18 protein-coding genes and 5 pseudogenes are annotated in these 24,081 nt (G+C 66.8%); 10 read left to right on the top strand and 13 right to left on the bottom strand.

The annotated features are described in order from the left end of the window. Positions 1 to 2,723: 2,723 nt before the first annotated feature. Together SYNGFB01_RS14140 and SYNGFB01_RS05105 are read right to left on the bottom strand one after the other, a co-directional pair. The gene (locus SYNGFB01_RS14140) at positions 2,724 to 3,530 is read right to left on the bottom strand and encodes a hypothetical protein (protein ID WP_152669541.1); all 807 of its coding nucleotides are present in this window, start codon (positions 3,528 to 3,530) and stop codon (positions 2,724 to 2,726) included. 98 nt (positions 3,531 to 3,628) lie between these two features. Continuing rightward, positions 3,629 to 5,994: pseudogene (locus tag SYNGFB01_RS05105) on the bottom strand (bifunctional (p)ppGpp synthetase/guanosine-3',5'-bis(diphosphate) 3'-pyrophosphohydrolase). A gap of 104 nt (positions 5,995 to 6,098) precedes the next feature. Between SYNGFB01_RS05105 and SYNGFB01_RS05100 the strand changes: the two are divergent. Then, positions 6,099 to 7,709: an ABC transporter ATP-binding protein gene (locus SYNGFB01_RS05100; protein WP_048017203.1), complete on the top strand. Its 1,611-nt coding sequence runs from the start codon at positions 6,099 to 6,101 to the stop codon at positions 7,707 to 7,709. A gap of 34 nt (positions 7,710 to 7,743) precedes the next feature. On the opposite strand, the gene SYNGFB01_RS15270 is transcribed toward SYNGFB01_RS05100, so the two are convergent. Both SYNGFB01_RS15270 and SYNGFB01_RS05095 read right to left on the bottom strand, forming a co-directional pair. Further along, a complete protein-coding gene (locus SYNGFB01_RS15270) occupies positions 7,744 to 7,977 on the bottom strand; it encodes a Nif11-like leader peptide family RiPP precursor (protein WP_235299931.1) in 234 nt (77 codons plus the stop codon). 39 nt (positions 7,978 to 8,016) lie between these two features. Then, positions 8,017 to 8,976 (bottom strand): annotated as a pseudogene (locus SYNGFB01_RS05095) (RluA family pseudouridine synthase); the annotation flags it as partial. Between the two features lie 76 nt (positions 8,977 to 9,052). Here SYNGFB01_RS05095 and SYNGFB01_RS05090 point away from each other — a divergent pair. Continuing rightward, positions 9,053 to 10,969, top strand: coding sequence for a S8 family peptidase (locus tag SYNGFB01_RS05090; protein WP_152669540.1), 1,917 nt, complete (start codon positions 9,053 to 9,055; stop codon positions 10,967 to 10,969). A gap of 11 nt (positions 10,970 to 10,980) precedes the next feature. Further along, the gene (locus SYNGFB01_RS12425; protein WP_053068337.1) at positions 10,981 to 11,718 is read left to right on the top strand and encodes a hypothetical protein; all 738 of its coding nucleotides are present in this window, start codon (positions 10,981 to 10,983) and stop codon (positions 11,716 to 11,718) included. Between the two features lie 28 nt (positions 11,719 to 11,746). Here the strand turns inward: SYNGFB01_RS12425 and ylqF are convergent, their stop codons facing one another. Beyond that, positions 11,747 to 12,664: a ribosome biogenesis GTPase YlqF gene (gene ylqF / locus SYNGFB01_RS05085; protein WP_048017201.1), complete on the bottom strand. Its 918-nt coding sequence runs from the start codon at positions 12,662 to 12,664 to the stop codon at positions 11,747 to 11,749. Then, complete coding sequence (locus SYNGFB01_RS05080) at positions 12,664 to 13,035, bottom strand: universal stress protein (protein ID WP_048017200.1); 372 nt, start codon at positions 13,033 to 13,035, stop codon at positions 12,664 to 12,666. The genes ylqF and SYNGFB01_RS05080 overlap by 1 nt, the downstream gene beginning before the upstream one ends. 160 nt (positions 13,036 to 13,195) lie before the next feature. Here SYNGFB01_RS05080 and pgk point away from each other — a divergent pair, with 160 nt between their 5' ends. Further along, positions 13,196 to 14,401: a phosphoglycerate kinase gene (gene pgk / locus SYNGFB01_RS05075; RefSeq protein ID WP_048017199.1), complete on the top strand. Its 1,206-nt coding sequence runs from the start codon at positions 13,196 to 13,198 to the stop codon at positions 14,399 to 14,401. Here pgk and SYNGFB01_RS05070 read toward each other — a convergent pair whose 3' ends face one another. Then, on the bottom strand, positions 14,402 to 14,830 hold the full coding sequence (locus tag SYNGFB01_RS05070) for a hypothetical protein (protein WP_048017198.1): 429 nt from the start codon (positions 14,828 to 14,830) through the stop codon (positions 14,402 to 14,404). Here SYNGFB01_RS05070 and SYNGFB01_RS16250 point away from each other — a divergent pair. Both SYNGFB01_RS16250 and SYNGFB01_RS16245 read left to right on the top strand, forming a co-directional pair. Continuing rightward, positions 14,829 to 15,343, top strand: a pseudogene (locus SYNGFB01_RS16250) (NAD(P)-dependent oxidoreductase); the annotation flags it as partial. The gene SYNGFB01_RS05070 and the pseudogene SYNGFB01_RS16250 overlap by 2 nt on opposite strands. Further along, positions 15,320 to 15,787, top strand: a complete 468-nt coding sequence (locus SYNGFB01_RS16245; RefSeq protein ID WP_369795483.1) for an NAD(P)-dependent oxidoreductase — start codon at positions 15,320 to 15,322, stop codon at positions 15,785 to 15,787. The pseudogene SYNGFB01_RS16250 and the gene SYNGFB01_RS16245, both read left to right, overlap by 24 nt. A 6-nt stretch (positions 15,788 to 15,793) precedes the next feature. On the opposite strand, the gene SYNGFB01_RS14520 is transcribed toward SYNGFB01_RS16245, so the two are convergent. The 4 genes and pseudogenes from SYNGFB01_RS14520 to SYNGFB01_RS05045 all read right to left on the bottom strand — a co-directional run bounded on the left by SYNGFB01_RS14520 (position 15,794) and on the right by SYNGFB01_RS05045 (position 18,760). Beyond that, a complete protein-coding gene (locus tag SYNGFB01_RS14520; protein WP_048017197.1) occupies positions 15,794 to 16,243 on the bottom strand; it encodes a glycine zipper 2TM domain-containing protein in 450 nt (149 codons plus the stop codon). Positions 16,244 to 16,269: 26 nt separating this feature from the next. Continuing rightward, positions 16,270 to 16,623 (bottom strand): hypothetical protein, encoded by a 354-nt coding sequence (locus SYNGFB01_RS05055; protein WP_048017196.1) that lies wholly within the window; start codon positions 16,621 to 16,623, stop codon positions 16,270 to 16,272. Positions 16,624 to 16,759: 136 nt separating this feature from the next. Continuing rightward, positions 16,760 to 18,058 (bottom strand): ATP-binding protein, encoded by a 1,299-nt coding sequence (locus tag SYNGFB01_RS05050; protein WP_048017195.1) that lies wholly within the window; start codon positions 18,056 to 18,058, stop codon positions 16,760 to 16,762. Beyond that, a pseudogene (locus SYNGFB01_RS05045) lies at positions 18,036 to 18,760 on the bottom strand (response regulator). The gene SYNGFB01_RS05050 and the pseudogene SYNGFB01_RS05045 overlap by 23 nt, the downstream one beginning before the upstream one ends. 84 nt (positions 18,761 to 18,844) lie before the next feature. On the opposite strand from SYNGFB01_RS05045, the gene SYNGFB01_RS05040 reads away from it, so the two are divergent. After that, positions 18,845 to 19,114, top strand: coding sequence for a hypothetical protein (locus SYNGFB01_RS05040; protein WP_048017194.1), 270 nt, complete (start codon positions 18,845 to 18,847; stop codon positions 19,112 to 19,114). A gap of 72 nt (positions 19,115 to 19,186) precedes the next feature. On the opposite strand, the gene SYNGFB01_RS05035 is transcribed toward SYNGFB01_RS05040, so the two are convergent. Next, the gene (locus SYNGFB01_RS05035) at positions 19,187 to 19,900 is read right to left on the bottom strand and encodes a hypothetical protein (protein WP_235299930.1); all 714 of its coding nucleotides are present in this window, start codon (positions 19,898 to 19,900) and stop codon (positions 19,187 to 19,189) included. Positions 19,901 to 20,612: 712 nt separating this feature from the next. Here SYNGFB01_RS05035 and SYNGFB01_RS05030 point away from each other — a divergent pair. After that, positions 20,613 to 20,978 (top strand): hypothetical protein, encoded by a 366-nt coding sequence (locus tag SYNGFB01_RS05030; protein ID WP_048017193.1) that lies wholly within the window; start codon positions 20,613 to 20,615, stop codon positions 20,976 to 20,978. A 508-nt stretch (positions 20,979 to 21,486) separates the two neighbouring features. Beyond that, a complete protein-coding gene (locus SYNGFB01_RS05020) occupies positions 21,487 to 22,572 on the top strand; it encodes a glycosyltransferase (protein ID WP_048017204.1) in 1,086 nt (361 codons plus the stop codon). Here SYNGFB01_RS05020 and SYNGFB01_RS05015 read toward each other — a convergent pair. Further along, positions 22,562 to 23,640, bottom strand: a pseudogene (locus tag SYNGFB01_RS05015) (histidinol-phosphate transaminase). The gene SYNGFB01_RS05020 and the pseudogene SYNGFB01_RS05015 sit on opposite strands and share 11 nt — an antisense overlap. Positions 23,641 to 23,692: 52 nt before the next feature. Between SYNGFB01_RS05015 and SYNGFB01_RS05010 the strand changes: the two are divergent. Continuing rightward, positions 23,693 to 24,081 (top strand): MoxR family ATPase (locus SYNGFB01_RS05010; protein WP_048017191.1); only part of this gene is annotated, 389 nt, incomplete at its 3' end.

The following is a 24,081-nucleotide window of genomic DNA, read 5'->3' as shown; positions in this document are numbered from 1 at the left end:
CACGTCGGCCATCGAGCGGATCTGGTTGATTGATTGATCGTGCTGGCCAGCTGGCTGGCGCTCTCCAGTTCCACCCGCAGGACGATGCGGGCCAGCCGGTTCTGGCTGGTGTGCACGCGGGCGTCGCTCCCGTTGAGGCGCTGGTCCACCAGCGCTGTGGCATCCGACGACGCCAGGGCATCGTGGCCGACACGCCCCNTCCGCCTTGGGTCACTGCACCAAGCGGGTGTGGGCCGACCAAGGTGGCGGATCGCTTGCCGGAACTGCTTCAGGTGAATGCTCGACGTCAATCTGGTTGAGGAGTCGCCCCGTTCTGGAGATTCGCCAAGGCTGATCTGATCCCACACTGTCGCTGGAGGCTTTCGATGTCCCATCAGCGAGGAACAGCGTATGCAGCCTGCGGGCGGGGAGGGCCATCCGTCGACGCATGCCCAAAATGTGAAGTGCTCAGCTGAATGGATGTTAAAAANGTAAGATATTAGTGGGTAGTCCCACAGTTAAAAAGAGCTGCTGCGCAGGTTCATTCGCCAATGGAAGCTTCAAGTTGTTTTANGTTATCTTGATAGAGCTTGCCTGGCAATGGCTTGATTCCATCGCTTTTCTCAGCTGCCCATCCACTTTTATTAATGAGGTGCCTAAGAAACCGCTGAAATTCAATGCTGCTCTTTAGGGCTGTTTTATCTGTACTGAGGTAATGTCTCTTTGGCCCATCAAAAATGGGAAAACTTAGACAGTCTGTCCCACTTAAGTGGNAGTGATTGTTCTCTGTCGGATTCTCCAGGCTGGCAAGGATAAAAACACTTTCAGAGTCGGACTTCCTTATAGTGGGAGAACAATAAGTATCGGCTGCCGATTTGTCGCTGTTGATGCTATTGATTGGAACGACCTTGACGTTGACATTCTGGCCATAGTTTTGAGCCTCAAAGTCTGAAACGATATGGCTTACAAAGTCAACGGCATCGCTTGTGGCATTGATGTCGATCTCCACCGGTTGCAGGTTGGCTAGCTCCCATGGCTTCATGCCTGTGCGGAATGTGAGCATTACATTCTTCCAAAGATTTCCGCCATCTACAAAGGTTGAAACTCCGAGCGCAGCCGAGGATATGACGGCACTAAACATGGCGACCCAAAGTCCAACGAAACCAACAGAAAGACCAATGGCAGAAACTAATCTGCCTCCTCGCTTGATGGCCTCTTGAAAATCATTCTCTATGGCTTGTTGCTTTCTGTTGAGGCGTGAGCGTAGTGTGCTTATCGATGCAAACAGATACTGGGATAAATCCAGCAGGGAATGCCGAGCACTATTGAGACCTCTTGATGAATGTCCATAGTCATAAATCCAAGACTCAGTTGGGTAATGGAAGATGTTCGGTAACCATTGCTGCTTGAAAAGTCGTTGCAGCTCAAGGTCAAGCCCTTGTTGCCGCTCCAGCTCATTCTCGACATTTCCTAGCTGACTTATGATGCTTGCCCTGTTATTTGCATCTGATTGACTCTGCATGCCTTCTGTATCATTAAAATGAAGTAGTGCGCTGTTGGCTTTTTCGTTGGCTGTATGGATCAAAACTTCATGATAGGCAAGAACGGCGTGTGGAATCAGCAGGTAGGGACTGACACCAATGTGCTGTCGAACCTCTGCTAGACCTCTGAGGCGACAGTCGTTGGAGGCATACAAGAGAGTGCCTTTATGTAGGGCAAGAAAGCTGGAATTGCCGCCGCTATTCATCTGTGCGTTCTCAAAGACATCGCTCAGTTCTTCCCGTTTAATGTAGGGAAAGTCAATGATTCCCTGTAAAATGCCCGCAAAAGCGCGAATGCAGTCAATGCAATCGGGCTCTTCGCAGGCTTCTTCTATGCTCCGCGCTTCTTCTTGTTGGTCTTGGAGGTAATTCCTGATGTCAGCGAAGAAGCTCTGCCAGCTATTGTCCAGGTTAAGCTGCACGGTCCCACATAGCATCACCGGTTCGCAGTTGGCTTGGTTGTCTGCTGTGTCCTCAGTGGTGATGGTCTGGGTGAACTCCTCCAGCGAACGCCAGTTCGGAGACTCTTGCGTTGGCTGATCCGCCGACTGAGTTGAAATGCGAATGATTTTTNGAGTGATCATCGGTAGCGTCTGTGCCACAGTCGCTGCTTGTCCAATCGGGTTCGAGGCTTTCGCCACCCTCCCAGTGCTTAATCAGTTGAATGAGTTCGTATTCAGAAAGCCTGAAAGATGAGGCTGTCTCTTCCGCTGTGGCACTGCTAGGTATGCTACGGAATCGGCTCAATTCCGGCTCATCTCTGAAATCGCGGTCTGGAACCATAGTCACGTGCAGGATCTGTATTGATGATGCGCTTTCGAGTTGATTAGGGAATGTTGTGATGCTCTTAATGATTCTCAGTCTTTTTTNCTCTGTGACCCTTGAAGTTCAGGCACATGTGTCGACCTTCTGCTGTGTAGTAAAGCTTTTNGTCCAAAGCGGATGATCACAGAGCCGCTGTCCTCGCTGCTCGCGCCTGGAACACTTGGCACAATGTAGTGCTCTGATCGCATGATGCCTTGGTCCCTGAAAATATGAGCTGTGAGATCACGTTCAAATGACGTGAAGGCATTCTCCTGATGACTCCTGTCGCCTGTGATCACTCTGCAGCTGCTGTTCTTGGGTTTCAGCCAGCAATGGAAGGAGACTGCAAAATCGCTGAATGAAAAGACTGGATTGGCATTGATCTCCTGGACCTCAGGTCTATTGTGCGCCATGGGAGTTCAGGCCACTTTCTATTGAACCATTCTCTGTCTTCCGGACGATACGCGCAAGGCCACAGCCACAGGAGTTGGCCAACGCCTGCCAACCAGCAGGGCCCGTTGGTTCTCTTGTCAGGCTCTGAAGATCTTTCAGCATCTGCCTGAAGTCCAGATTCTTTGTCGGATCTTCCACGCCGAGTGCCTGATAAAATTCTTCTAGAAACAGTATGAGGCGGCCTTCGGTGAGCGATGTGCTGGATAGAGGAAAGGCAAGCAGAAGTAGATTCCGCGATGGTTTCTGCCGCATGGACAGGCTTGGTTGAACATAGCGAATCGGCACAATCGTCGCGCCCAAGCCTCCGAAAATCCTGAGCCGTTTGTTCGGATCAAGGATGTCTTCTCTTGCCTGCACCATCTGCGGGTTGTGCGCCTCTGCCATCAGGCAGGAGTTCTCGTCGTAATGCTTCAGGCAGGTTCTTGCCCGTTCCATGAGGTTTTTGCCGAGGCCGCTCTTCTGATGACTCGGCTTTGTAGCCAGATACGTGATCAACCCCAATCCGCTGCGTCTGTAAACTTCCAGAATGAGCAAGGCTAGGAGTTCCGCCTGCTCTGGCTTGCTGAGATCCCTGCCGGAAAGGAAAGCATGGGTCAGCGGTTGTGGACTGGGTGGCTTGCATGCCAAGCGTTCGGCAATGCTCTGCTGCGATTCCCTTTCATTTTCTTCGGGAAAGGCTGGAAGAAGGATCTCCGCATAGGCTCGTTCAAAGAGCTTCTGGTTGTAGGCATGCAGCAGATCTATGGTCTCCACTGCACGTTTTCTGTCTGATCTATCGATGTTGTCTGCCTGCACTGTTGGTTTCTAATGAATTGCAAACGGTTGTCGTCACTGTTGAGGTCGCTCTGGCCTCAGCCCCGGCCAGTACGGGCGATGTCGAGAACGTCGGCCATCGAGCGGATCTGGTTGATCGTGCTGGCCAGCTGACTGGCGCTCTCCAGTTCCACTCGAAGATCGATGCGCGCCGGCCGGCCCGGGCTGGTACGCACGCGGGCGTCGCTCACGTTGATGCGGTGATCTGAGAGGCGGGTGAGGATGTCCTTGAGCACTCCTACCCGATCCAGCACCTCGATGCGCAGCTGCACCGGATAGCGGCGGCTCTGGGAGGTGGCCGCCGGGTTCCAGCGCACTGGCAGGCGGCGCTCCACCGGCACCTGACTCACGTTGCTGCAGTCCTGGCGGTGGATGGTGATGCCGTGGTTGCCGAGCGCGACCGCCCCCAGGATCGGCTCGCCCGGCAGTGGGCTGCAGCAGCCTCCCAGCCGGTAGTCCAGGCCTTCCAGGCCCAGGATCGGGCTGGCCTCGCCAGCTGTGCGTACCGGCGCCGGGATGGTTGCCTGCTCGGCCTGGGCCGTCACCGAGCGGGCCAGCTCCTCGTTGCTCAGCACCGGCGCGGCCGCCGTGCTGGCCAGCCGCAGCTCCTCGCGCAGGCGGTTCAGCACCTGGTGGAGCGTGACCCCGCCGAAGCCCAGCGAAGCGAGCAGATCCTCGGTGCCCACCAGATTGCAGCGGCGCGCCACCCGCGCCATCGCCTCGCCGTTCAGCAGGGCATCGAAGCCATCGCGGCCCAGCTCCCGTTCCAGCATGGCGGTGCCGCGCTGGATGTTCTCCTCGCGGTGGCTCTTCTTGTACCACTGGCGGATGCGGTTGCGCGCCGTGGGGGTGGCCACGAAGTTGAGCCAGTCGAGGCTGGGATGGGCCGCCTTGCTGGTGAGGATCTGCACGAAGTCGCCGTTCTGCAGCGGCGTGGCCAGCGGAGAGAGGCGGTCGTTGATGCGCACCCCCTGGCAGTGGTTGCCCACCTCGGAGTGGATCCGGTAGGCGAAGTCGACCGCCGTGGACCCCTTGCGCAGCCCCACCACATCGCCGTTCGGGGTGAACACGAACACCTCCTCATCGAAGAGGTCCTCCTTGATCGAGCGCAGGAAGTCGCTGCTGTCCTCCCCACCCCATCCTTCTGCCAGTCGACCAGCTGGCGCAGCCAGTTGAACCGCTCGGCGTCGGCGCCCAGCGCCGCCGGTGAGCCCCCCTCCTTGTATTTCCAGTGGGCGGCGATGCCGAACTCGGCCACCCGGTGCATCTCGGCCGTGCGGATCTGCACCTCGATCGGCCGGTGGCGGCCGATCACCGCCGTGTGCAGCGACTGATAGCCGTTGGGTTTGGGCAGGCCGATGTAGTCCTTGAAGCGTCCCGGAATCGGCCGGAAGGTGTCGTGCACCACCGCCAGGGCGCGATAGCAGCTCTCCAGATCCGGGCAGATGATCCGCAGCGCCGCCACGTCGTAGATCTCGTGGAAGGCCTTCTGCTGGCGCTGCATCTTGCTCCAGATGCCATACAGATGCTTCGGCCGCCCGCTCACCTCGCACCCCCCCAGCCCCACCGCCGCCAGCCGCTGCCGCAGCAGGTTCACCGTGACACCGAGACGCTCCTCGCGCTCACTCCGCTTGGTGGCCACCTGCTGCTGCACGTCGCGGTAGGCCTCGGGCTCGAGGATCTTGAAGGCCAGGTCCTCCAGCTCCCACTTGAACCGTCCGATCCCGAGCCGGTTGGCGAGTGGGGCGTAGATCTCGCGCGTTTCGCGGGCGATGCGCTGCTGCTTCTCGGGTTTCAGCGCCCCCAGCGTGCGCATGTTGTGCAGCCGGTCGGCCAGCTTCACCAGCACCACGCGGATGTCGCTGGCCATCGCCAGGAACATCCGCCGCAGGTTCTCGGCCTGGGCTTCGGTCTTGTTGGTGAAGTGGATACCGCCCAGCTTGGTCACCCCCTCCACCAGGGCCCGCACCTCGACGCCGAAGTGCTCCTCCAGCGCCTCCGGGGTCACGTCGGTGTCCTCCACCACGTCGTGCAGGAAACCGGCGGCGATCACCGGCGCGCTGGCGCCGATGTCACGCAGCAGGTCGGCCACCGCCACGGGATGGCAGATGTAGGGCTCGCCGCTGGCCCGCACCTGCCCCTCATGGAGCTGGTACGCAAAATCAAACGCCGAGGCCAGCAGGGCCTCGGCGTCGGTGGGGCAGGTGTCGCCCGCCCCGGGGGGCACGTGCTCGATGCAGGCCTGCAACCACTCCGGCAGCGGGATGCCGTAGTCGGCCGGCCGCACTGCACGGTCACCGGATGGGCTCGCAGCCGCTGATGCCGACCCGGCCACTGAGACGGACTGAGCGACGGCGTCGAGTTTGTCCCGCGCCGCATCGGGTTCGGCAACCGCTCGGAGCATGCAACCCTGCGGAGTACATCCATGGTATGGGGAGGCGGTCACAGACGCCGCCCTGTGCGGATGTTCGGATCCAAGCTGGGCGAACCGTGCGAGGTCCGAGTCCGATGAGCGAGGCGAAGCAGGCTGTGCTGGCCCTCGATGATCTGGTGGTGCGCTACCCCGGCGCCCCGGCTGCCACCCTCGATGGTCTGAGTCTGCGCCTGGCCGCCGGCGAGAGCCTGGCCCTGGTGGGCCCCTCCGGCTGCGGCAAGAGCACGGTGGCACGCGCCGTGCAGCAGCTGCTGCCGCCCGGCAGCCTGTGCGGCGGTGGCCTGGAGCTCACCGGGGTGGATCCGCGCACCCTGCGGCGGCCGGCCCTGCGCCGCCTGCGGGGCGAGGCGGTGGGGCTGGTCTTCCAGGACCCGATGACCCGGCTCAATCCGCTGCTCAGCATCGGCGGCCATCTGGCCGACACCCTGGCTGCCCACCGGCCGGCCTGGTCGCGCCTTCAGGTGCGCCGACGGGCCGAGCAGCTGCTGGAGCGGGTGGGCATCGGCCCGGACCGCTACGGCAGCTATCCCCACGAATTCAGCGGCGGCATGCGCCAGCGCCTGGCGATCGCCCTGGCCATGGCCCTGGAGCCTGCCCTGGTGATCGCCGATGAACCCACCACCAGCCTCGATGTGGCGGTGGCGGCCCAGGTGATGGAGGAGCTCACCGCGCTCTGCCGCCAGGCCGGCAGCGCCCTGCTGCTGATCAGCCACGACCTGGCCCTGGCGGGCCGCTGGTGCGACCGCATCGCCGTGCTCGATCAGGGTCGGCTGGTGGAGGAGGCGCCGGCCCGGGAGCTGCTCACCGCACCCCGCTCGGCCATGGGCCAGCGCCTGGTGGCCAAGGCGCGGCAGCGGGAGGGCAGCGCCAGCGAGGCCCCGGCCGCCACTCCCCTGCTGCTGGAGATCGAGGCGCTGCGCTGCTGGCATTCCCTGCCGGGTCTGCCCTGGCAGCCCCGCTGGCTGAAGGCGGTGGATGGCGTCAGCCTGCGGTTGCACCGCGGTGAAACGATCGGCCTGGTGGGCGCCTCCGGCTGCGGCAAGAGCACCCTCTGCCGCGGCCTGATGGGCCTCGCGCCAGTCCGCGGTGGTGCCGTGCGCTTCGAAGGCGTCGACCTCCAGCGGCTCCGCGGTGCGGCCCTGCGTCGCGCCCGCCGCGGCATTCAGATGGTGTTCCAGGATCCGCTGGCCTGCCTCAATCCCCAGATGCGCGTGGGTGAGGCGATCGCCGACCCTCTGCTGATCCACGGGCTGGCGGGTCGTGCCGCCGCCCAGGCGCGGGCCCGGGAGCTGCTGGCCGCGGTGGGGCTCAACCCGCCGGAGGCCTTCGAGCATCGCCTGCCCCGTCAGCTCTCCGGCGGCCAGCAGCAGCGGGTGGCGATCGCCCGGGCCCTCATCCTCGAACCGCAGGTGCTGCTCTGCGACGAGAGCGTGAGCATGCTCGACGCCGAAGTGCAGGCCGAGGTGCTCGACCTGCTGCGCGAGCTGCAGAGCCGTCTCGGCCTGGGGATTCTCTTCGTGACCCACGACCTGGCGGTGGCCAGCGGCTTCTGCCACCGCGTGATCGTGCTCGAGGGTGGTCGCATCGTGGAGGAGGGCCCCGGACAGCGGCTGCTGAGCCACCCCCGGGCGCCGATCACGCGCCGGCTGGTGGAGGCCTGTCCGCGGCTGCCGGCGCTGGCCTGAGCGTGATGAGCGGGGGGTGGCGCCGTCGCCCGGCTCAGCCGCCCAGCTCCCACCAGCGGGGCTTGAGGAAGTAATCCTCCTCCACGTAGTCCACCAGGCCGCCGTTGGCGTGCCGCACCAGGTCGTTGGGGTGCACCACGAAGCCGGCGGCCCGGGCGATCGCCGCCACCGCGTCGGCGTCGGCCGCGGCTGTGGCGGTGAGCTGGGCCTGCAACGCCGGATCCCGGCGCACCGCCGCGATGAAGGCCTCAAGGTTCTGATCGGCCATCGAGAGCGCCTCCGCTGAACGGGCGGCCCCAGTCTGGTGGCGGCGGCGCAGCTCGACCAGGAGTTTCGTGAAGGCGGGCGGCAGCGGCGCCTCGAAGGCCATCCGCTCGCCCGTGATCGGGTGATTCAGGCCCAGCGCCGCCGCATGCAGGGCCTGACCGGGCAGCGCCACCGGCAGCCGCCGGGCGCGGGAATACACCGGATCTCCCACGATCGGATGGTTGATGTGGGCGCAGTGCACCCGGATCTGGTGGGTGCGGCCGGTGTCGAGCTTGAAGCGCAGCAGGGCGAAATCGCCGAGCTGCTCCAGCACGCGCCAGTGGGTGCAGGCGTGGCGGCCGGAGCCGTCGTGCACCACGGCGTATTTCTTGCGATCCGCCGGGTGGCGGCCGATCGCTCCCACGATCGTGCCGGTGTCGGCCTGCGGCTGGCCGTGCACCACGGCCAGATACTCCCGCGAGGCGATCCGCTTCTGGATCTGGCCCTGAAGCCGCACCAGTGCCTCCTGACTCTTGGCCACCACGATGCAGCCGGTGGTGTCCTTGTCGAGCCGGTGCACGATGCCGGGGCGCAGCTCGCCGCCGATGCCCGGCAGATCGGGGCAGTGGTGCAGCAGAGCGTTCACCAGGGTGCCGTCTCTGTTGCCCGGGGCCGGATGCACGGTGAGGCCGGCCGGCTTGTTGAGCACGATCAGGTGCGTGTCCTCGTAGAGCACATCCAGCGCGATCGGCTGGGGCACCAGGTAGGGCAGCGGTTCGGGCGGCGGCATCCACAGCTCCACCACATCGCCCGGGCGCAGGGGAGTCTTGGCCCGGCCGGTGACGCCGTTGACGCGCACGTAGCCGGCATCGATGAACTTCTGGATCCGCGAGCGGCTCTGCTCCGGTCGTTGCGCCACCAGCCAGCGATCCAGCCGCATCGGCAGCGGTCTGGGGTAGGTGAGCGTCAGCAGCTCGCCTTCACCATCGCCGAAACCCGGCTTGCCCTGCGTCGCGCCCATGGCTTCGACCGTACGAGCCGGTGGTGGCTTGTGAGGTGCAGTGTGTCTATAAGGGCCGCAATGGGCTCGTTGAGCTGTGGTTTCACTGTCCTTGTCGATGATTCCTCCGCTCAGCGAGCAGATCACTGAGTTCTGGGCGCGTTTCCAGCAGGAGCTGCCTGGTTCGGGCCGCTCTCTGGCGGGCGAGTTGCCTTTTCAGGTCGCCACCAGCGAGCCCCTGGCGATGCCTTCAGCCGTGCTGGAAGCGCTTGATGATGTGTTCTCTGGTCAGTATCCCTACCGCAATCGGCTGGACTTGGGTCCCTCCTGGCCTCCTGCCGGGTTGGTGCAGGCCCTCAGCTTCATCGAGGAGCTGCTGCAACGTTCCCAAGGGCTCCCTTTGGCGTCGGCGGCAGGGAATGGCACCCTGGCTATGGGTGGGGCCGCTGGCAGGCCCGATAAGCCGGGTGCGCCCTGGGGTCAGGCACCGGCCCCTGAGTCCAATCAGATCATGGTGCAGTGGAACCCCACCAGCACCGCCGCAGAACGGCTGGCCGCTCTACAAGCCGTCGGCGGCACGGTGGTGGGTACAATCAACAGCGGGTTGATGCATCAGTTCGGCCAGGGGATGGTTGAGGTGATCAGCCTGCCGCCTGGCATGTTGCCGGAACAGGCCATCCGCGCCTACAGCAGCCGCCCCGGCGTGGAGCTGGGCGAGCTGGACTGGGTGGTAGGCACGCAGGCGACGTCTAACGACCCCTACTACACCACCAGCAGTCGCCTCTGGGGCATGTACTCGAGCGACAGCCCCACCGCCGCCGGCGGCAATGGCACAACCAACGCGTTCGGCAGCCAGGCCGAGCAGGCATGGGCGGCGGGCTACACCGGCAGCAGCACGGTTGTGGTGGGGGTGATCGATGAGGGCATCGACTACACCCACCCCGATCTCTACCGCAACATCTGGCTCAACCCAGGGGAGATCAGCGCGCTCAGTTTCTTCTCCCAGCTGACGGATAGCAACGCTGATGGCCTGATCACCTTCTGGGATCTGAACGACAGCCGCAATGCTGCCTTTGTGACAGATAACAATGGCAACATGCGTATCGACGCTGGTGACTTGCTGAGCGACCCTCGCTGGGAAGATGGCATCGATAACGACGGCAACGGCTATCGCGATGACCTGGTGGGCTGGGACTTCTGGAACAATACCAATGACCCCTTCCGTGCCAGTGATGGTGACAACCATGGCACCCACGTGGCCGGCACGATCGGTGGAATTGGCAACAATGGCACCGGCGTTGTTGGCGTCAACTGGGACGTGCAGCTGATGCCTCTGAAGTTTCTGGGGCCCCAAGGCGGCTACACCTCGGGTGCCGTGTCAGCGGTGAACTACTACGCCGATATGACTTCGCGTAATGGCACCAATGCTCAGTACATCGGCACCAATAATTCCTGGGGTGGCGGCGGATACTCTTCAACGCTTTACAACGCCATCCGCAATGGAGGCAGTGTCGGCAACTTTTTTGTTGCAGCGGCTGGCAACAGTTCGGCCAACAACGACAGTACCCTGTCCTACCCATCCGGCTACAGCACCCAGACCGACCTGGGCTGGGATGCTGTGATTGCGGTGGCCTCAATCGACAGTGGCGGGGCTCTGTCCAGCTTTTCCAGTTACGGGCTCACTTCGGTGGATCTGGGTGCACCCGGCTCCGGCATCAATTCCACTGTGGCCGGTGGCGGTTATGCCAGCTACAGCGGCACCTCCATGGCTACACCCCATGTCACCGGTTCCTTGGCCTTGCTCGCGGCAGCTTTCCCCAGTGCCACCCGGCAGCAGCTGCTGCAAGCCCTCCTCAATGGTACCGCGGCCACCAGCACCTCAACGGCAAGACACGCACCGGCGGCCGCCTGGATGTCTCTCGCTCCCTCCAGCTTCTGCGGGGAGCTTCCTCCTACACTCTCTCCGCCTCAGCCAGTTCGGCGAATGAGGGAAGCAGCGTCACCTTCTCGCTGACCACGACCAACGTGGCCCCGAATACCAACCTGGTGTGGAAGCTCAGCGGCACCGGGATCACTGCGGGCGATGTGGTGGGTGGACTGCTGCAAGGCAGCTTCACCGTGGATGCCAACGGCAAGGCCAGCTTCACCATCACCCTGGCGGCTGATCAGCTCACCGAGGGTGCGGAGACCCTGGGGGCGAGAATCTTTGCCGACAGCACCAGCACGGCCGTGCTCAGCTCGGCCTCGGTCGTGGTGAATGACACCTCCCAGGCTCCCCTGCCGGATCAGCCGCAAGTGCTCTGGGGCACCACGGCCAGTGACACCATTACGGGTAGCAACGCGCCCGATCAGCTGGCGGGCGTGCCGGCCACCGGCACCAATGGTGCATCGATGGGTAAGGGCCAGATCGACACCCTCACAGGTCGTGGGGCTGGTGACACCTTCCTCCTTGCAGACTCTCGAGGCGGCTTCTACAACGACGGCAACAGCAGGAACCAAGGCCTCAACGACTACGCCCTGATCAAGGATTTCAAGCTGGTCGAGGCAGACAAGCTGCAGCTAAAGACGAACACGAATTACCTGTATCGCAATGCCACGGTCAGCGGCGTTGCCTACACCGAGATCTTCCTCAGCAATGGCGACACAAGTTTCACGGCTGCCGATGAACTGATCGCCCGGCTGGAGGGTTCCCCCATCAGCGGCAGCGGGCTCAACTTCTTCTCGAGCAGCAGTAACTCCCTTGTCTGGGTCACCTTTGTCTGAGCAGATCTGGGGGCTGCTCCGTCGGGATTCAGGCTGCCAGGAGCGGACCCGGCAGTTCGAGGGCGATGGCGCCCAGTCGGCTGCAGCGGAAGTCATCGAGCAGCTTTGTGGCCATGCGTAGGGTGTCGCCGCTGGTGTGGCGCGCCGCGGCGGCCGCCAGCCAGCCCTCGCTGTCTGGCTCGCCGGTGGGCAAATCGTCCAGAGGGTTGCCATAGCGCTGCTCCAGCAGCCCGACCGACGCACCGGACTCCGGGCTCGCCTCGAGCCGAGACAGCAGCGCCAGGAAGGCCAGCGCCACGGCTTCGCTGTCGTAGGCGGCCTGGCCGATGTCGTCGCAGAGGGCCAGCAGCAGGCCGGCCTGCTGGTCGTCGAGCCGGGGCGGCAGCACGCCGGGGGCGTCGAGGAGGTCGAGCTCCTGGCCGAGGCGAACCCAGCGCAGACTGCGGGTGACGCCGGCGCGGCGAGCGCTCTCCACCACCTTCTGGCGCACCAGCCGGTTGATCAGGGCCGACTTGCCCACATTCGGAAAGCCCAGCATCAGCGCCCGCACCGGCCGCGGCCGCATGCCCCGCTCCCGGCGCCGCGCGTTGAGGGCGTCGCCGGCGCGGATGGCGGCCTGCTGCAGCTGCTTCACGCCGGTGCCGACCTTGGCGTCGCACCACCACACCGGCTGGCCCCGCTCGCGAAACCAGCCGTCCCAGGCTTCACGAGCCGCCGCCGGCACCATGTCGCGGCGGTTGAGCGCCAGCAGGTGGTGCTTGCCGGTCATCCAGCGCTGCAAACGTGGATGGCCGGTGGCCAGCGGGATGCGGGCGTCGCGCACTTCGATCACCAGGTCCACCTTGGCCAGGGCCTCGCGGAGGGCCTTCTCGGCCTTGGCGATGTGGCCCGGATACCACTGGATCGCCGGGGCGTTGTCGCTCAGCTGCGGAGCCGGCACCGGCATCAGGGCACCACCAGCACCGGGCAGGGCGACAGCTGGATCACCCGCGCGGCGGTGCTCTGCTGGTCGGTCTCGATGGCGATGCCGCGGGTGCCCATCACGATCACGTCGGCATTGATCTCGTCGGCCACATCGCCGATCACGAAGGCCGGTTTGCCCTCCCGCTCGATCACCTCACAGGCCATGCCGGCCTCCGAGAAGCGCTGCCGCGCCTGCTCCAGCAACTCGGCCACGGCGCCGGCGTCCTGCCCAGGCTCCACGACCGACAGCAGCACCAGACGGCTGCCGTGTTCCTGGGCGAGCCGCAGCGCCACCGCCGCGGTTTCCACGGCCTGGCGGCTCTGGTCGATGGGGAACAGCACGGTGTTGAACATGGGTTGCCGCGACGGGGCTCATCCTGCTGGTGCTTCAGTCTGAAGTCCCGCGCCGTCGCTGGCCAGACGGCCTGCCGGCGGGTTCCCGCCAGCCCGTTGGAGGGAGGGTGCAGGCTGCCGGGCTAAGCTCCCGCCCGTTTCTCACCCCTGGAGTCATCCCATGGCGAAGCGATCCCTGGCCAGCCTCGGCAGTGCCGAGCTTCGCGGCAAACGCGTGTTGGTGCGGGTCGACTTCAACGTGCCCCAGGATGACACCGGAGCGATCACAGACGACACCCGCATCCGGGCTGCGCTGCCCACCATCGCCCACCTGCGCGACAACGGCGCCAGGGTGATCCTGGCGGCCCACTACGGCAGGCCCAAGGGGCAGGTGAACGAGGGGATGCGCCTCACCCAGGTGGCCGCCCGCCTCAGCGATCTGCTGGGCGTGCCCGTGGAGAAGACCGACAGCTGCATCGGCCCCGACGCCGAGGCCAAGGTGGCGGCCCTGGAGGAGGGCGGTGTGGTGCTGCTCGAGAACGTGCGCTTCTTCGCCGAGGAGGAGAAGAACGATGCCGAGTTCGCCAGGAAACTGGCATCGCTGGCTGAGGTGTATGTGAACGACGCCTTCGGCGCCGCCCACCGCGCCCACGCCTCCACCGAAGGGGTCACCAAGTTCCTCAGCCCCAACGTAGCCGGCCACCTGATGGAGAAGGAGCTGGCCTACCTGCAGGGGGCGATCGACAATCCCAAGCGTCCGCTGGCGGCGATCGTGGGCGGTTCCAAGGTGAGCAGCAAGATCGGCGTGCTCGAGGCCCTGATCGACAAGTGCGACAAGATCCTGATCGGCGGCGGCATGATCTTCACCTTCTACAAGGCCCGCGGCCTGTCAGTGGGCAAGAGCCTGGTGGAGGAGGACAAGCTCGATCTGGCCCGCGAGCTGGAGGCCAAGGCGGCCGCCAAGGGGGTCCAGATGCTGCTGCCCACCGATGTGGTGCTGGCTGACGACTTCAAGCCGGACGCCAACAGTCAGATCGCCAGGATCGACGCCATCCCCGATGGCTGGATGGGCCTCGACATCGGCCCCGACTCGGTGAAGCTCTTTCAGGACGCCCTGGCCGATTGCCAGACCGTGATCTGGAACGGCCCCATGGGCGTGTTCGAGTTCGACAAGTTCGCCGCCGGCACCAATGCCATCGCCCACACCCTTGCCGAGCTGAGCGCCAAGGGCACCATCACCATCATCGGTGGCGGCGACTCGGTGGCTGCCGTGGAGAAGGTGGGCGTGGCCGAGAAGATGAGCCACATCTCCACCGGCGGTGGTGCCAGCCTCGAGCTGCTCGAGGGCAAGGTGCTGCCCGGTGTGGCCGCTCTTGACGAAGCCTGATCAGGCCCCCTGCCGACGCTGACGGGGCTGCCAGCCGGGCAGGCCGAAGCGGCCCTGCAGATCGCGCAGCTCAGCCATCCGCTGGAGGCGCAGCTGGCGGTTCTGGTCCTGGAGGCTGCGCTGGCAGGTCTCCACGGCCGGCACCCCGCTGGCCTTCTCCAGGCAGCGTTCGGCCTGGGTGAGCTGATCCAGCCGGGCGCTCGATTCGCGCTGCTCGATCGAGCGCAGCGCCGCGAAGTAGTCCTGGCGCTGGCGGCTGCTCAGCCGGCTCATCGCTTCGGCCCGCTCCCGCAGCATGGCGTCACGGCGCTGGGGATCCCGGCCTCCCCACGATTCCTCGGCATGGGCCAGCCCCGCGCAGAGGGTCAGCAGGGCGCCGGTGATCACCAGGGCCCGGCGGGGAGCAGGTGTTCGGTCAAGGGTGCGCATGGGGCATCAGGATTGCAACGGTTCCATCGTGGGGGCTTCGTTCGAGGTCAGTGTGACCAGTTCCGCCGAAACTGTGACCGGATCTGACAGGCCCCGGGTGGCCTGGATCGGCCTGGGAGCTCTTGGGGCGCCGATGGTCTCCAACCTGCTGGCGGCAGGCTTCCCGCTCACGGTCCACAACCGCAGTCGTGGCAAGGAGGGGCCCTTGCTGGCGCTCGGCGCGCAGGCGGCGGCCAGCCCGGCCGAGGCCGCCGCAGGTTCCGAGCTGCTCTGCCTCTGCGTGAGCGATGACCGCGCCGCCGAGGCGGTGCTCTTCGGCGGCGCGGGGGCTGTCCACGGCCTGGCGGCCGGGACGGTGGTGATCGATTTCTCCACGATCGCCCCGGCCACCAGCCAGGCGATGGCGGCGCGCTGGCCAGCCAGGGGGKGAGCTATCTCGATGCCCCGGTGACCGGCGGCACCGAGGGGGCCAGGGCCGGCACCCTCTCGGTGCTGGTGGGGGGCTCGACGGAGGATCTGGAGCGGGCCCGGTCGTTGCTGGAGGTGGTGGGCAGCCGCATCAGCCATCTGGGCCCGGTGGGCTCGGGTCAGCAGGCCAAGGCGGTGAACCAGGTGCTGGTGGCGGGCAGCTATGCCGCGGTGGCCGAGGCGATGGCTCTGGGAGTGAGGCTGGGTCTGCCGATGGCCCAGGTGTGCGAGGCACTCGCCGCTGGTGCAGCCGGATCCTGGGCCCTCCGCAACCGGGCCGCCAACATGCTTCAGGGGGAGTTCCCGCTGGGCTTCCGCCTGGCCCTGCACCGCAAGGATCTGGCCATCGCCCTGGCGGCTGCCGAGGCGGCCGGCCTGGAGCTGCCGCTCAGCCGCCTGGTGGCGGCCCTGGAAGATGAACTGCTGGCGGCGGGCCATGGCGACTACGACGTGTCGGCCCTGGCCCGCTGGTTCCAGGCGGCTGGCTGATCGAGCTCAGCAGCCCGAGATGGCACCGCCCGCGATGCCCCCGACGGCAGCGCCCAGCGGCAGCGCCCAGCGGCGATTGCGCCAGTTGGGCGCCAGAGCCGCACCGAGGGTGCCGCCTACGGCAGCTCCCACCAGCGCTGTCGTGAGGTTGCAGCTGGCGGCGGGGCCGGGGTTGTAGGGCGGCGGGGGGGCGGCGGCCAGCGGATAGCCGTAGCCCACGCCGGGGCCATAGCCATAACCGGGGTTGTAGCCATAACCAGGGTTGTAGCCATATCCGGGTGTGTAGCCCGGGTCGGAGCCATAGCCATAGCCGTAGGACCGCACCGGCACAGGGTTGGGTCCGGGTGCGGGTCCATAGGTTTCGATCGTGGTGCGCTGGTAGGTGTTCGGATAGGCCAGCGCTGGCACCGGCAGGCTCAGGGCGAGCAGCGCCAGGGGAAGCAGAGCGGTACGCATCGGGAATCTCCAGAAGAGAAGGTGGGTCAGAAGCCGGGTCGCCAGGGGACCCAGGAGGTGGCGCCACGGCGTTCAACCAGGGCCTGCCACTCCTGCTGATCGCGCTGCCACTGCCGCTCGCGGGCCTCCTGGTCGCGGCTCAGGCAGCGCTCTTCATCCCTGGGGCGGCGGGCCCATTGCAGGCAGGTCTCCAGCCGGTCGAGGCGTCGCTGGGTCTGCCGGTACGACTGATCGGCCCAGCTGCGCTGGGCCTGCAGCCAGTCGCGGTGCTGCTCCAGGGGGGGGATCCAGGGGGCGGCGAGGGCGGCCCCGCCGCTGATCGCGGCGCTGCCAACCAGGCCCAGCAGCAGGGCGAGGCGGTTGGGTGATGGGGAGGTCATGGAACGGAGGTGGGGGATGGATCGCAGCCCGGGGGCTGCCACGCCTGCACTGTGCGGCGGCCTGACGACGGAAGTGCAACCCAGCCGCAGCCAACCTGTGACCAAATCCGACAGCCCCTTCAACGAATCGTCGGATTCATTGCTGCGACTGGCTTCTCGACGCTCCCCACAGAGCGATCCCGAAGCGGCAGCCGTCGCGCCGGCCGGCGCCGTCCAGACGCTCCAGCCCGCCACCGTGGGCCCGGGCCACCCGCGCGGCGATCGCCAGACCCAGGCCGCAGTGGCCACTGCCACCCCGGGCGGCATCGAGCCGCTGGAAGGCCAGCAGTGCCTGCTCCCAGTGTTCGGCCGGAATACCCGGACCCCCATCCCAGAGCTCGATGCGAAATCCCTGGCCGGCGGGTTCGGCGGCACGCAGTTCCAGGCGCAGTGGAGGTGCGCCGTACTGGCGGGCGTTGTCGATCAGGTTGGTCACCGCCCTGGCCAGGGCCACGGGCTGCACCACGCGCTCCAGCGGTTCGAGATCGAGGGCCAGCGCCTCGGCATCGAGCCCCGCCGCCTGCTCCGCCAGCAGCTGATCCAGCGGCACCGCCACCGCCGGCTCGCTGTCGCCGCCCCCGGCGAACAGCAGGAACTGTGCCGTGATCCGCTCCAGCGCCGCCAGGTCGGCCTCGGCCTGCTGGAGATCCGTGCCGGCCAGGCCGGCCAGGCTGAGCCGGAAGCGCAGCCGGGTGAGCGGGCTCTTGAGGTCGTGGGCGATGCCGGCCAGCATCACCGCCCGCTCCTGTTCGGAGGCCTTCAGACGCCGCACCATGGCGTTGAAGCGGTCGGTGAGCTGGCGCACCGCCATGGTGCCGCGCTGGGGCAGGGGCTCCGCCGGACCCTGGCCGGCACCCACTGCAGCAAGGGCCAGCTGCAGCCGCTGCAGCGGGCGCTGCACCTCCAGCCCCAGGTAGAGCAGCAGCCCAACACCGCTCCCCAGCCCCAGGCCCACCAGCAGCAGCCAGGGATCCGGCGGCCAGGGTCGGGCCGGCGGGATCGGCACCAGCAGCCACACCGGCTCCAGCGGTGCCAGCAGCTCGACCCACACCCCCCGCTGCGGGCCGGCGGCCGGCAGCACCCTGGGACAGGGTTCCAGCCGGCGGCAGAGCTCCTCCCGCAGCAGCCGACCCTGGCGTGCCAGCACCCGGTCCCGGCGCGTGGGCGGAATGCTCCCCTGCCGCAGCGGCAGCCCGCTGAGCCGGGCCAGGGCCGTCGGCGGCAGCCGGTCGAGAGCCAGCTCCCCCAGGCGCACCTGAAACAGCACCTCCGCCCCGAGTTGGGCGATGCGGGCCCGCTGCAGTCGCTTGGCCTGCAGCAGCTGCAGCTGGGCGGTGCTCAGCAGAGCCACCCCCAGCCCCACCAGCCCGTATCTAACGGCTGCGAGGCTGGCCATCGGGCACGAACACGTAGCCATAACCCCACACTGTCTGGAGGTAGCGGGGGCGGCTGGGATCGGGCTCCACCAGCCTGCGCAGCCGGGACACCTGCACATCCATGCTGCGGCTGTCGGTGACGGAGCCTGGCCCGCGGGCCAGTTCCACCAGCCGCTCCCGCGACAGGGGGCGGTGCGGGTGCTGCACGAAGGCGGCGAGCAGGGCGAATTCGCCGGATGTGAGCACGGTCACCCGTTCGTCCTTGGCGAGGGTGCGGGCCCCCAGATCCAGGATCAGCTCGCCGATCGGGATCTGCTCCCCTGACGCCAGGGGTGTGCCGGCGGGCAGGGCGACGCGGCGGCGCAGCACCGCCTCGATGCGGGCGGTGAGTTCGCGCGGCAGAAACGGCTTGGCCAGGTAGTCGTCGGCGCCCTGCTCCAGCCCGATGATCCGGTCCACGGCATCGCCCTTGGCGGTGAGCATCACCACCGGCAGGTCGTCGCCGGCGTCGCGCAGGCGCCGCAGCAGGGTGAGGCCGTCATCGCCCGGCAGCATCAGGTCGAGCACCACGAGATCGGGCCGTTGCCCGGCCAGGCGCGCCATCAGCTGTTCACCGTTGGCCAGGCAGCGCACGTCGTAGCCTGATCGATCAGGTAGGTGCCCACGAGGCGTCGCAGTTCGGGGTCGTCATCGACCACCCAGATGTGCTGCCCTGAGGCCATCGCTGCCCTGCGCCGGAAAGATCTGGTCACAGCTTGCCGGTCTCTGGCAACACTGGGGTGGGGCGGGATGCATAGCCTCGGGGCATGCTCAAGTTCCCCGAGCCGATCGTCACGGCGGTTGCCGTGCTGGCCGCCGGCCTGCTGCTGCTCACCGGTGCGCCGCTGCCGGGGCGGGCGGCCGATGAGCTTGAGGTCTATCAGCAGCGACTGCAGCAGCTGTTCCATCAGCTCGATCGCGACGCCGATGGTCGCCTCGATCGTGGCGAGGTGCGCCCCAACCCCTACCTGCAGCGCCACTTCGATCGGCTGGACCGCGGCGGCAAGGGCTATCTGGTGCCGGGCGATCTGCGTTAGGCCCTCCCGTGTGGCAGCTTCAGGGGTTGAGCTGGGCCTTGTCGGCGACCACGCGCACCAGCTTGGTGGCGCTCACCACGCCGCGGGGATGCACGAGCAGCATGGCCCAGGTCTGCTCGCCGGGACCGAAGGGGGCCTGCACTGTCTTGAACAGCCCGCCACCGCCGAGGGCGCCAGGTCGATGCTGGGGTTGGCCTGGCTGAGGCGCTGCTGAGGGTTGATGGCGCTGATGCCGCCCGCCACCAGGGCGCCGTCGAGCGGCTCGTCGAGCACCAGATCCACGTCGTAGCGCTGGCCGGTGAGCACCGTGTCGGGAACCTGCAGAGTCACCGGCAGGTCGGTGTCGCCGCTGCGCAGCAGCGACTGCTCACGCAGCACCGTCTGGCCGTTGACGCGGCGGCCGTCGCTGCTGAGCAGCAACAGCTGGCTCGCTTCCAGGCGGTAGCGGATCGAGCCCTCCTGGCGGCTGCCGGTAACCCGCAGCTGCACGGTGGCGCGGCCATCCCGCAGCGGTTGTCCGGGGCTGAGGCTCCAGCGGGCGTCGGGGAATGCCGCGAGCAGGGCGCGGCGCTGCACCAGTTCGCGCTGCGGATCCAGTCCCGGACCGCTCTCCAGCAGGGCTTCCAGATCGCCCTCGCCGTTGAGGGCGGCCTCCAGCGCCTTCAGCTGGGCGGCGCTGGGCTGGGCAGCTAGTGCGGGGGCGGTCAGCCATGCCGGAAGCAACAGGGCCAGGGCTGTGAGGGTGGTGGCGAGGCGTGGCAGGAGCCGGGACCGAAGGGGCTGCATCAGGGCTGCCGGTATTCCCCCCAGGCTATGTGGCGTGGCCGCAGCTCGCTGCTGGGCATGAAAAACCCCCGTGTTAGCGGGGGCTGCAACCAAAAAANGATGTGGGGTAGTTACCGGAAAACAGGTGATTTTTGTTGCGGGCCGCCCGGAGTCCCTTTGCCGTCGGTGGAGAGAGTGCCCAGGTCGTTGAAAACAGGTGATTTCTGTTGAGGTCCTCCAGGAGTGCCTTTGCCGTTGGTCGAGAGAGTGCCCAGGTCGTTGAAAACAGGTGATTTCTGTTGAGGCCCCCCAGGGGTGCCTCGACCTGTTTGAGCCAACGCGCCAAGTGGGAGGGCGAGCGTGGCGGCCGCGAGGGCCGCGAGGGCGAGATTGGGTTTGTGAATGCTGATCATGGGAGAATGGCCCGTGATCAAGACGGGCATTCAAAGGCACTTAAAGGCAAATTGCAGGCCTGGCCCGCGCAACCCGCTGGGGGACAGTTTTTGAGCCGGCCCTTGACGCGATGGGTTGGCGCGTTTTAATCATCTTCCTAGCCTGCTCGGGACAATCAAGTCCCATGGCGTCTGTCCCGCTGTCGATATCTCTGTGCCGTCCTTGGCTGGCAACTCTGCTGCTGGCTGCTGCTATCGCCTATCCGACCCACTCTCTAGCCGAATCCTTCATTTCTGAGGACGCGGGGCCTCCTGCAGAACCGGTTGATCCTGAGCCGCCGTTGGGCGACCTCGGCCTCGGCCTCATGCCCCCGCCGCCCTTCCTGTTGCCTGAGCCGCCGGATCCCGGAGCGCCTGATCTTGAGGTCCTGCTGCTGCCGGTTGAGGAGCCGCCACCACCGGCCGCTCTGCTGGGTCCGCCCATCGCCATCAATCCGGGCCGCACCGGCGGTGCACCCGCCGGTGGATTCAAGCCCGAGGATCTGTTGATCAGGCCTTACGGCAGCTTCGGCAGCCAGCAGTCCGGCGAACTCGATCCCAATGTGCAGCTGGTGGGCCAGTCGCTGCGCCACCCCTTCCCCACTGCCTTCCTGCCCCTCAGCAAGGGGAGCTACTACATGGTCAACACCGCCTACGGCGGCGTTTGAACGGAGCGATCCCCGCTACCCCGGCGACAGCGCGCTCTATGCAGGCCTCGGCCTCGGTGATCCCACCAGGCTGCTCGGATTCCAGGCCGAGGTCGGGGTGCCAAGCATCAACGACCTCGATTACGGCAACACGCTCGATCTCAAGGTCTCCCGTGACCTCTGGAACGGTCCCGACCTGCGCGTCGGCCTCGGTGCCGGATGGCTCTCGGCCGCCAATTCCGGCTACAGCGCACTCAACCGGAGCACCCAGTACGGCGTGCTGACCACCGCCTGGCGTCTGAAGACGCCCCACCTGCCCTACGACAGGATCCTGCACCTCAACGTGGGCCTCGGGGCCCCCAGCTTCGGCGACATCACGCTCTCCGGTCAGCAGCTGTTCACCTCCGTCGCATCGAAACCTCCCCCNAGCTGGGTTTCAGCGCCGGTTTCAATGCCGACGGGGTGCTCCTCAACACCACCATGCGGTTCTGACGCACGTCGTTGAATGGCGCTGCCCCTCCGGCCGCCCATGCCCAGGCTCCTGATCGCCGCCAGCGGCACCGGCGGCCATCTGTTCCCTGCCCTGGCGGTGGCCGAGGCTCTGCCGCCCCACTGGCAGGTGCAGTGGCTGGGAGTGCCGGATCGACTGGAGCGCCAGCTGGTGCCCAGCCGCTATCCGCTGCACACGGTGCGTGCCGGGGGTCTGCAGGGGCGCGGCCTGCGCCGGCTTCTGAACCTGCTCCGGCTGCTCGGCGCCACGGTCTCGGTGCGCCGCCTGCTGCGGCGCGAGCGGATCACACTCGTGTTCACCACCGGGGGTTACATCGCTGCCCCGGCGGTGCTGGCGGCCCGCTGGTGTGGCGTGCCGGTGGTGCTGCACGAGAGCAATGCCATCCCCGGGCGGGTCACGCGGCTGCTGGGGCGGCTGTGCACGCGGGTGGCGCTGGGCCTGCCGGAGGCGGCCGAGCGGCTGCCGGGCTGTCGGCCCCTGGTCAGCGGCACTCCGGTGCGCCGCGCCTTTCTCGAGCCCGCTTCCCCTCAGGACTGGCTGCCGCCCGGGCCCGGACCGCTGCTGGTGGCGATGGGGGGCAGCCAGGGGGCGGTGGGCCTGAACCGCATGCTGCGTCCGCTGCTGCCCCGGCTGGCCGCCGCGGGGGTGCGCGTGGTTCACATCACCGGCTCCAGCGATCCCGAGGCCGGTGCTTCCCTGCCGGTGGGCGTGGTGGAGCGTCGCTTCTGCGAGGACATGGCCGGACTGCTGCAGCACGCCGATCTGGCGGTCAGTCGGAGCGGTGCCGGTGCCCTCAGCGAGCTGGCCGTGACCGGTCTGCCGGCGGTGCTGGTGCCCTATCCAGCCGCCGCCGATCATCACCAGCACGCCAATGCGGCGGCCGCCGCATCTCTCGGTGCCGCGGTGATCGTGGAGCAGCACGAGCCCAGCTCACCGGTCCTGGCGCGCACCCTCTGGCGGTTGCTGGGACCGCGCCTGCGCGGCTGTGATCCCGCCGTCGATCCTCTGCGACGCCTCCGCAGCGGCATGGAGCGGCTGGCGGTGCGGGATGCCGATCAGCGGCTGGCCCGGCTGCTCGAAAGCCTGGCGGAGCTCAGCGGTTGAGCTCCCCATGCAGGGCACGCAGCAGCCTTCGGTTGCCGCTGCGGTTCTGCAGGCCGATCCGCAGCCAGTGCTCGTCGAGGCCGGCGAAGGAGCGGCAGTCGCGCAGCAGGATGCGATTGCGTCGCTCCAGACCCTCTCGCAGTTCCTGCAGGGGGCGCTCGCCGCGGATCAGCAGGAAGTTGGCGGCGGAGGGCAGTGGTTCCAGCCCGGCCAGCCCGGCCAGCCGCCGCTGCATCCAGTCGCCCTCGCGGGCACTCCACCGTTGCACGCGCTCACACCAGCGTCGGTGGCGGTGGGGATCAGCCAGCAGCCGCTCCCCGGCGGCGGCGGCCAGTCCGTTCAACGGCCAGGGGTCGCGCCAGCGGGCCCAGCGGGCCAGCCTTTCCGGCCGGGCGAGCGCGTAGCCGAGCCGCAGCCCGGCCAGGCCATGGAGTTTGGTGAGGCTGCGGATCACCACCAGGTTGGGCTGGCTGGCCAGCAGCGGGATCAGCGATTCACTCTCCCCATCCGGCACCAGGGGCAGAAAGGCCTCATCGCAGATCACCAGCGCGAAGCGCTCCAGCAGCGCTGTCAGCGAATCCCGGCTCCAGAGCTGGCCGGTGGGGTTGTGGGGGTTGGTGATCCACAGCACCGCAGCCTCCCCCGGCTCGGGAAACGCCTGGGGGAAGGCGCCGCTCCAGGTGAGCGGCAGCGGCAGGGCCCGACTGGCGCCACCCCAGCAGGCCAGGGCGCGGCTGTAATCGGCGAAGCGGGCTGGGGCAGCAGGCTCACGCCGGCCGCGGCGGCGTCACGCCCGGCCCAGGTGAACAGCTCGGCGGCACCGTTGCCCGGCAGCACCCAGGCGGGATCCAGCCCGTGCAGCGTGGCGATCACCCCGCGCAGCAGGGTGTGCTGGCGATCGGGATAGTCGCGCCAGGGGGCGGCCGGCAGCGCCAGACGCAGCCGCAGGCTCAGAGGCGGGCCGAAGGGCACCAGCGAGGCGCTGGCGTCGAGGATCGCCTGCGGACGGCAGCCCAGCCGACGGGCGGCGGCGGCACGGTTGCCGCCGTGGAGCGTGGGGCGGGCCATGGCTGCAGCGTATGGCGCGGCTCGCCACAATCGAGCCGTTCGGAGTCACAAGGTGGCCGCCGCGCAGCTTCAGGCCCTCGTTGTGGCCCTTGGCCGGGTGCTGCTGGGCAAGGAGCACCAGATCAGGCTGGCTCTGGCCTGTCTGCTGGCCCGGGGCCACCTGCTGATCGAAGACCTGCCCGGCATGGGCAAGACCACCCTCGCCGAGGTCCTGGCGCGTGCCTTCGCGCTCGACTTCAAGCGGGTGAGCTTCACCAGCGACCTGCTGCCTGCCGATCTCACCGGCATCAACGTGTTCGATCCGGCCAGCGCCAGCTTCCACTTCCAACCTGGGCCGATCTTCAGCCAGGTGCTGCTGGCCGATGAGATCAACCGGGCCAGTCCCCGCACCCAGAGCGCCCTGCTGGAGGCGATGGCATCCGGCCGGGTGAGTGTGGAAGG

The organism is Synechococcus sp. GFB01 (assembly GCF_001039265.1).
Taxonomy (GTDB): Bacteria; Cyanobacteriota; Cyanobacteriia; order PCC-6307; family Cyanobiaceae; genus NIES-981.
Note: the sequence above shows the minus strand (reverse complement) of the source record. Positions and strands in the feature narration are given on the sequence as shown.

What these genes read in the sequence shown, in the direction of transcription:
- SYNGFB01_RS05100 (WP_048017203.1), top strand. Translation starts at nt 6,099, where the DNA reads ATGAGCGAGGCGAAGCAGGCTGTGCTGGCCCTCGATGATCTGGTGGTG.
- SYNGFB01_RS15270 (WP_235299931.1), bottom strand. Translation starts at nt 7,977, where the DNA reads ATGGCCGATCAGAACCTTGAGGCCTTCATCGCGGCGGTGCGCCGGGAT.
- ylqF (WP_048017201.1), bottom strand. Translation starts at nt 12,664, where the DNA reads ATGCCGGTGCCGGCTCCGCAGCTGAGCGACAACGCCCCGGCGATCCAG.
- SYNGFB01_RS05080 (WP_048017200.1), bottom strand. Translation starts at nt 13,035, where the DNA reads ATGTTCAACACCGTGCTGTTCCCCATCGACCAGAGCCGCCAGGCCGTG.
- pgk (WP_048017199.1), top strand. Translation starts at nt 13,196, where the DNA reads ATGGCGAAGCGATCCCTGGCCAGCCTCGGCAGTGCCGAGCTTCGCGGC.
- SYNGFB01_RS05070 (WP_048017198.1), bottom strand. Translation starts at nt 14,830, where the DNA reads ATGCGCACCCTTGACCGAACACCTGCTCCCCGCCGGGCCCTGGTGATC.
- SYNGFB01_RS14520 (WP_048017197.1), bottom strand. Translation starts at nt 16,243, where the DNA reads ATGCGTACCGCTCTGCTTCCCCTGGCGCTGCTCGCCCTGAGCCTGCCG.
- SYNGFB01_RS05055 (WP_048017196.1), bottom strand. Translation starts at nt 16,623, where the DNA reads ATGACCTCCCCATCACCCAACCGCCTCGCCCTGCTGCTGGGCCTGGTT.
- SYNGFB01_RS05050 (WP_048017195.1), bottom strand. Translation starts at nt 18,058, where the DNA reads ATGGCCAGCCTCGCAGCCGTTAGATACGGGCTGGTGGGGCTGGGGGTG.
- SYNGFB01_RS05040 (WP_048017194.1), top strand. Translation starts at nt 18,845, where the DNA reads ATGCTCAAGTTCCCCGAGCCGATCGTCACGGCGGTTGCCGTGCTGGCC.
- SYNGFB01_RS05035 (WP_235299930.1), bottom strand. Translation starts at nt 19,900, where the DNA reads ATGCAGCCCCTTCGGTCCCGGCTCCTGCCACGCCTCGCCACCACCCTC.
- SYNGFB01_RS05020 (WP_048017204.1), top strand. Translation starts at nt 21,487, where the DNA reads ATGCCCAGGCTCCTGATCGCCGCCAGCGGCACCGGCGGCCATCTGTTC.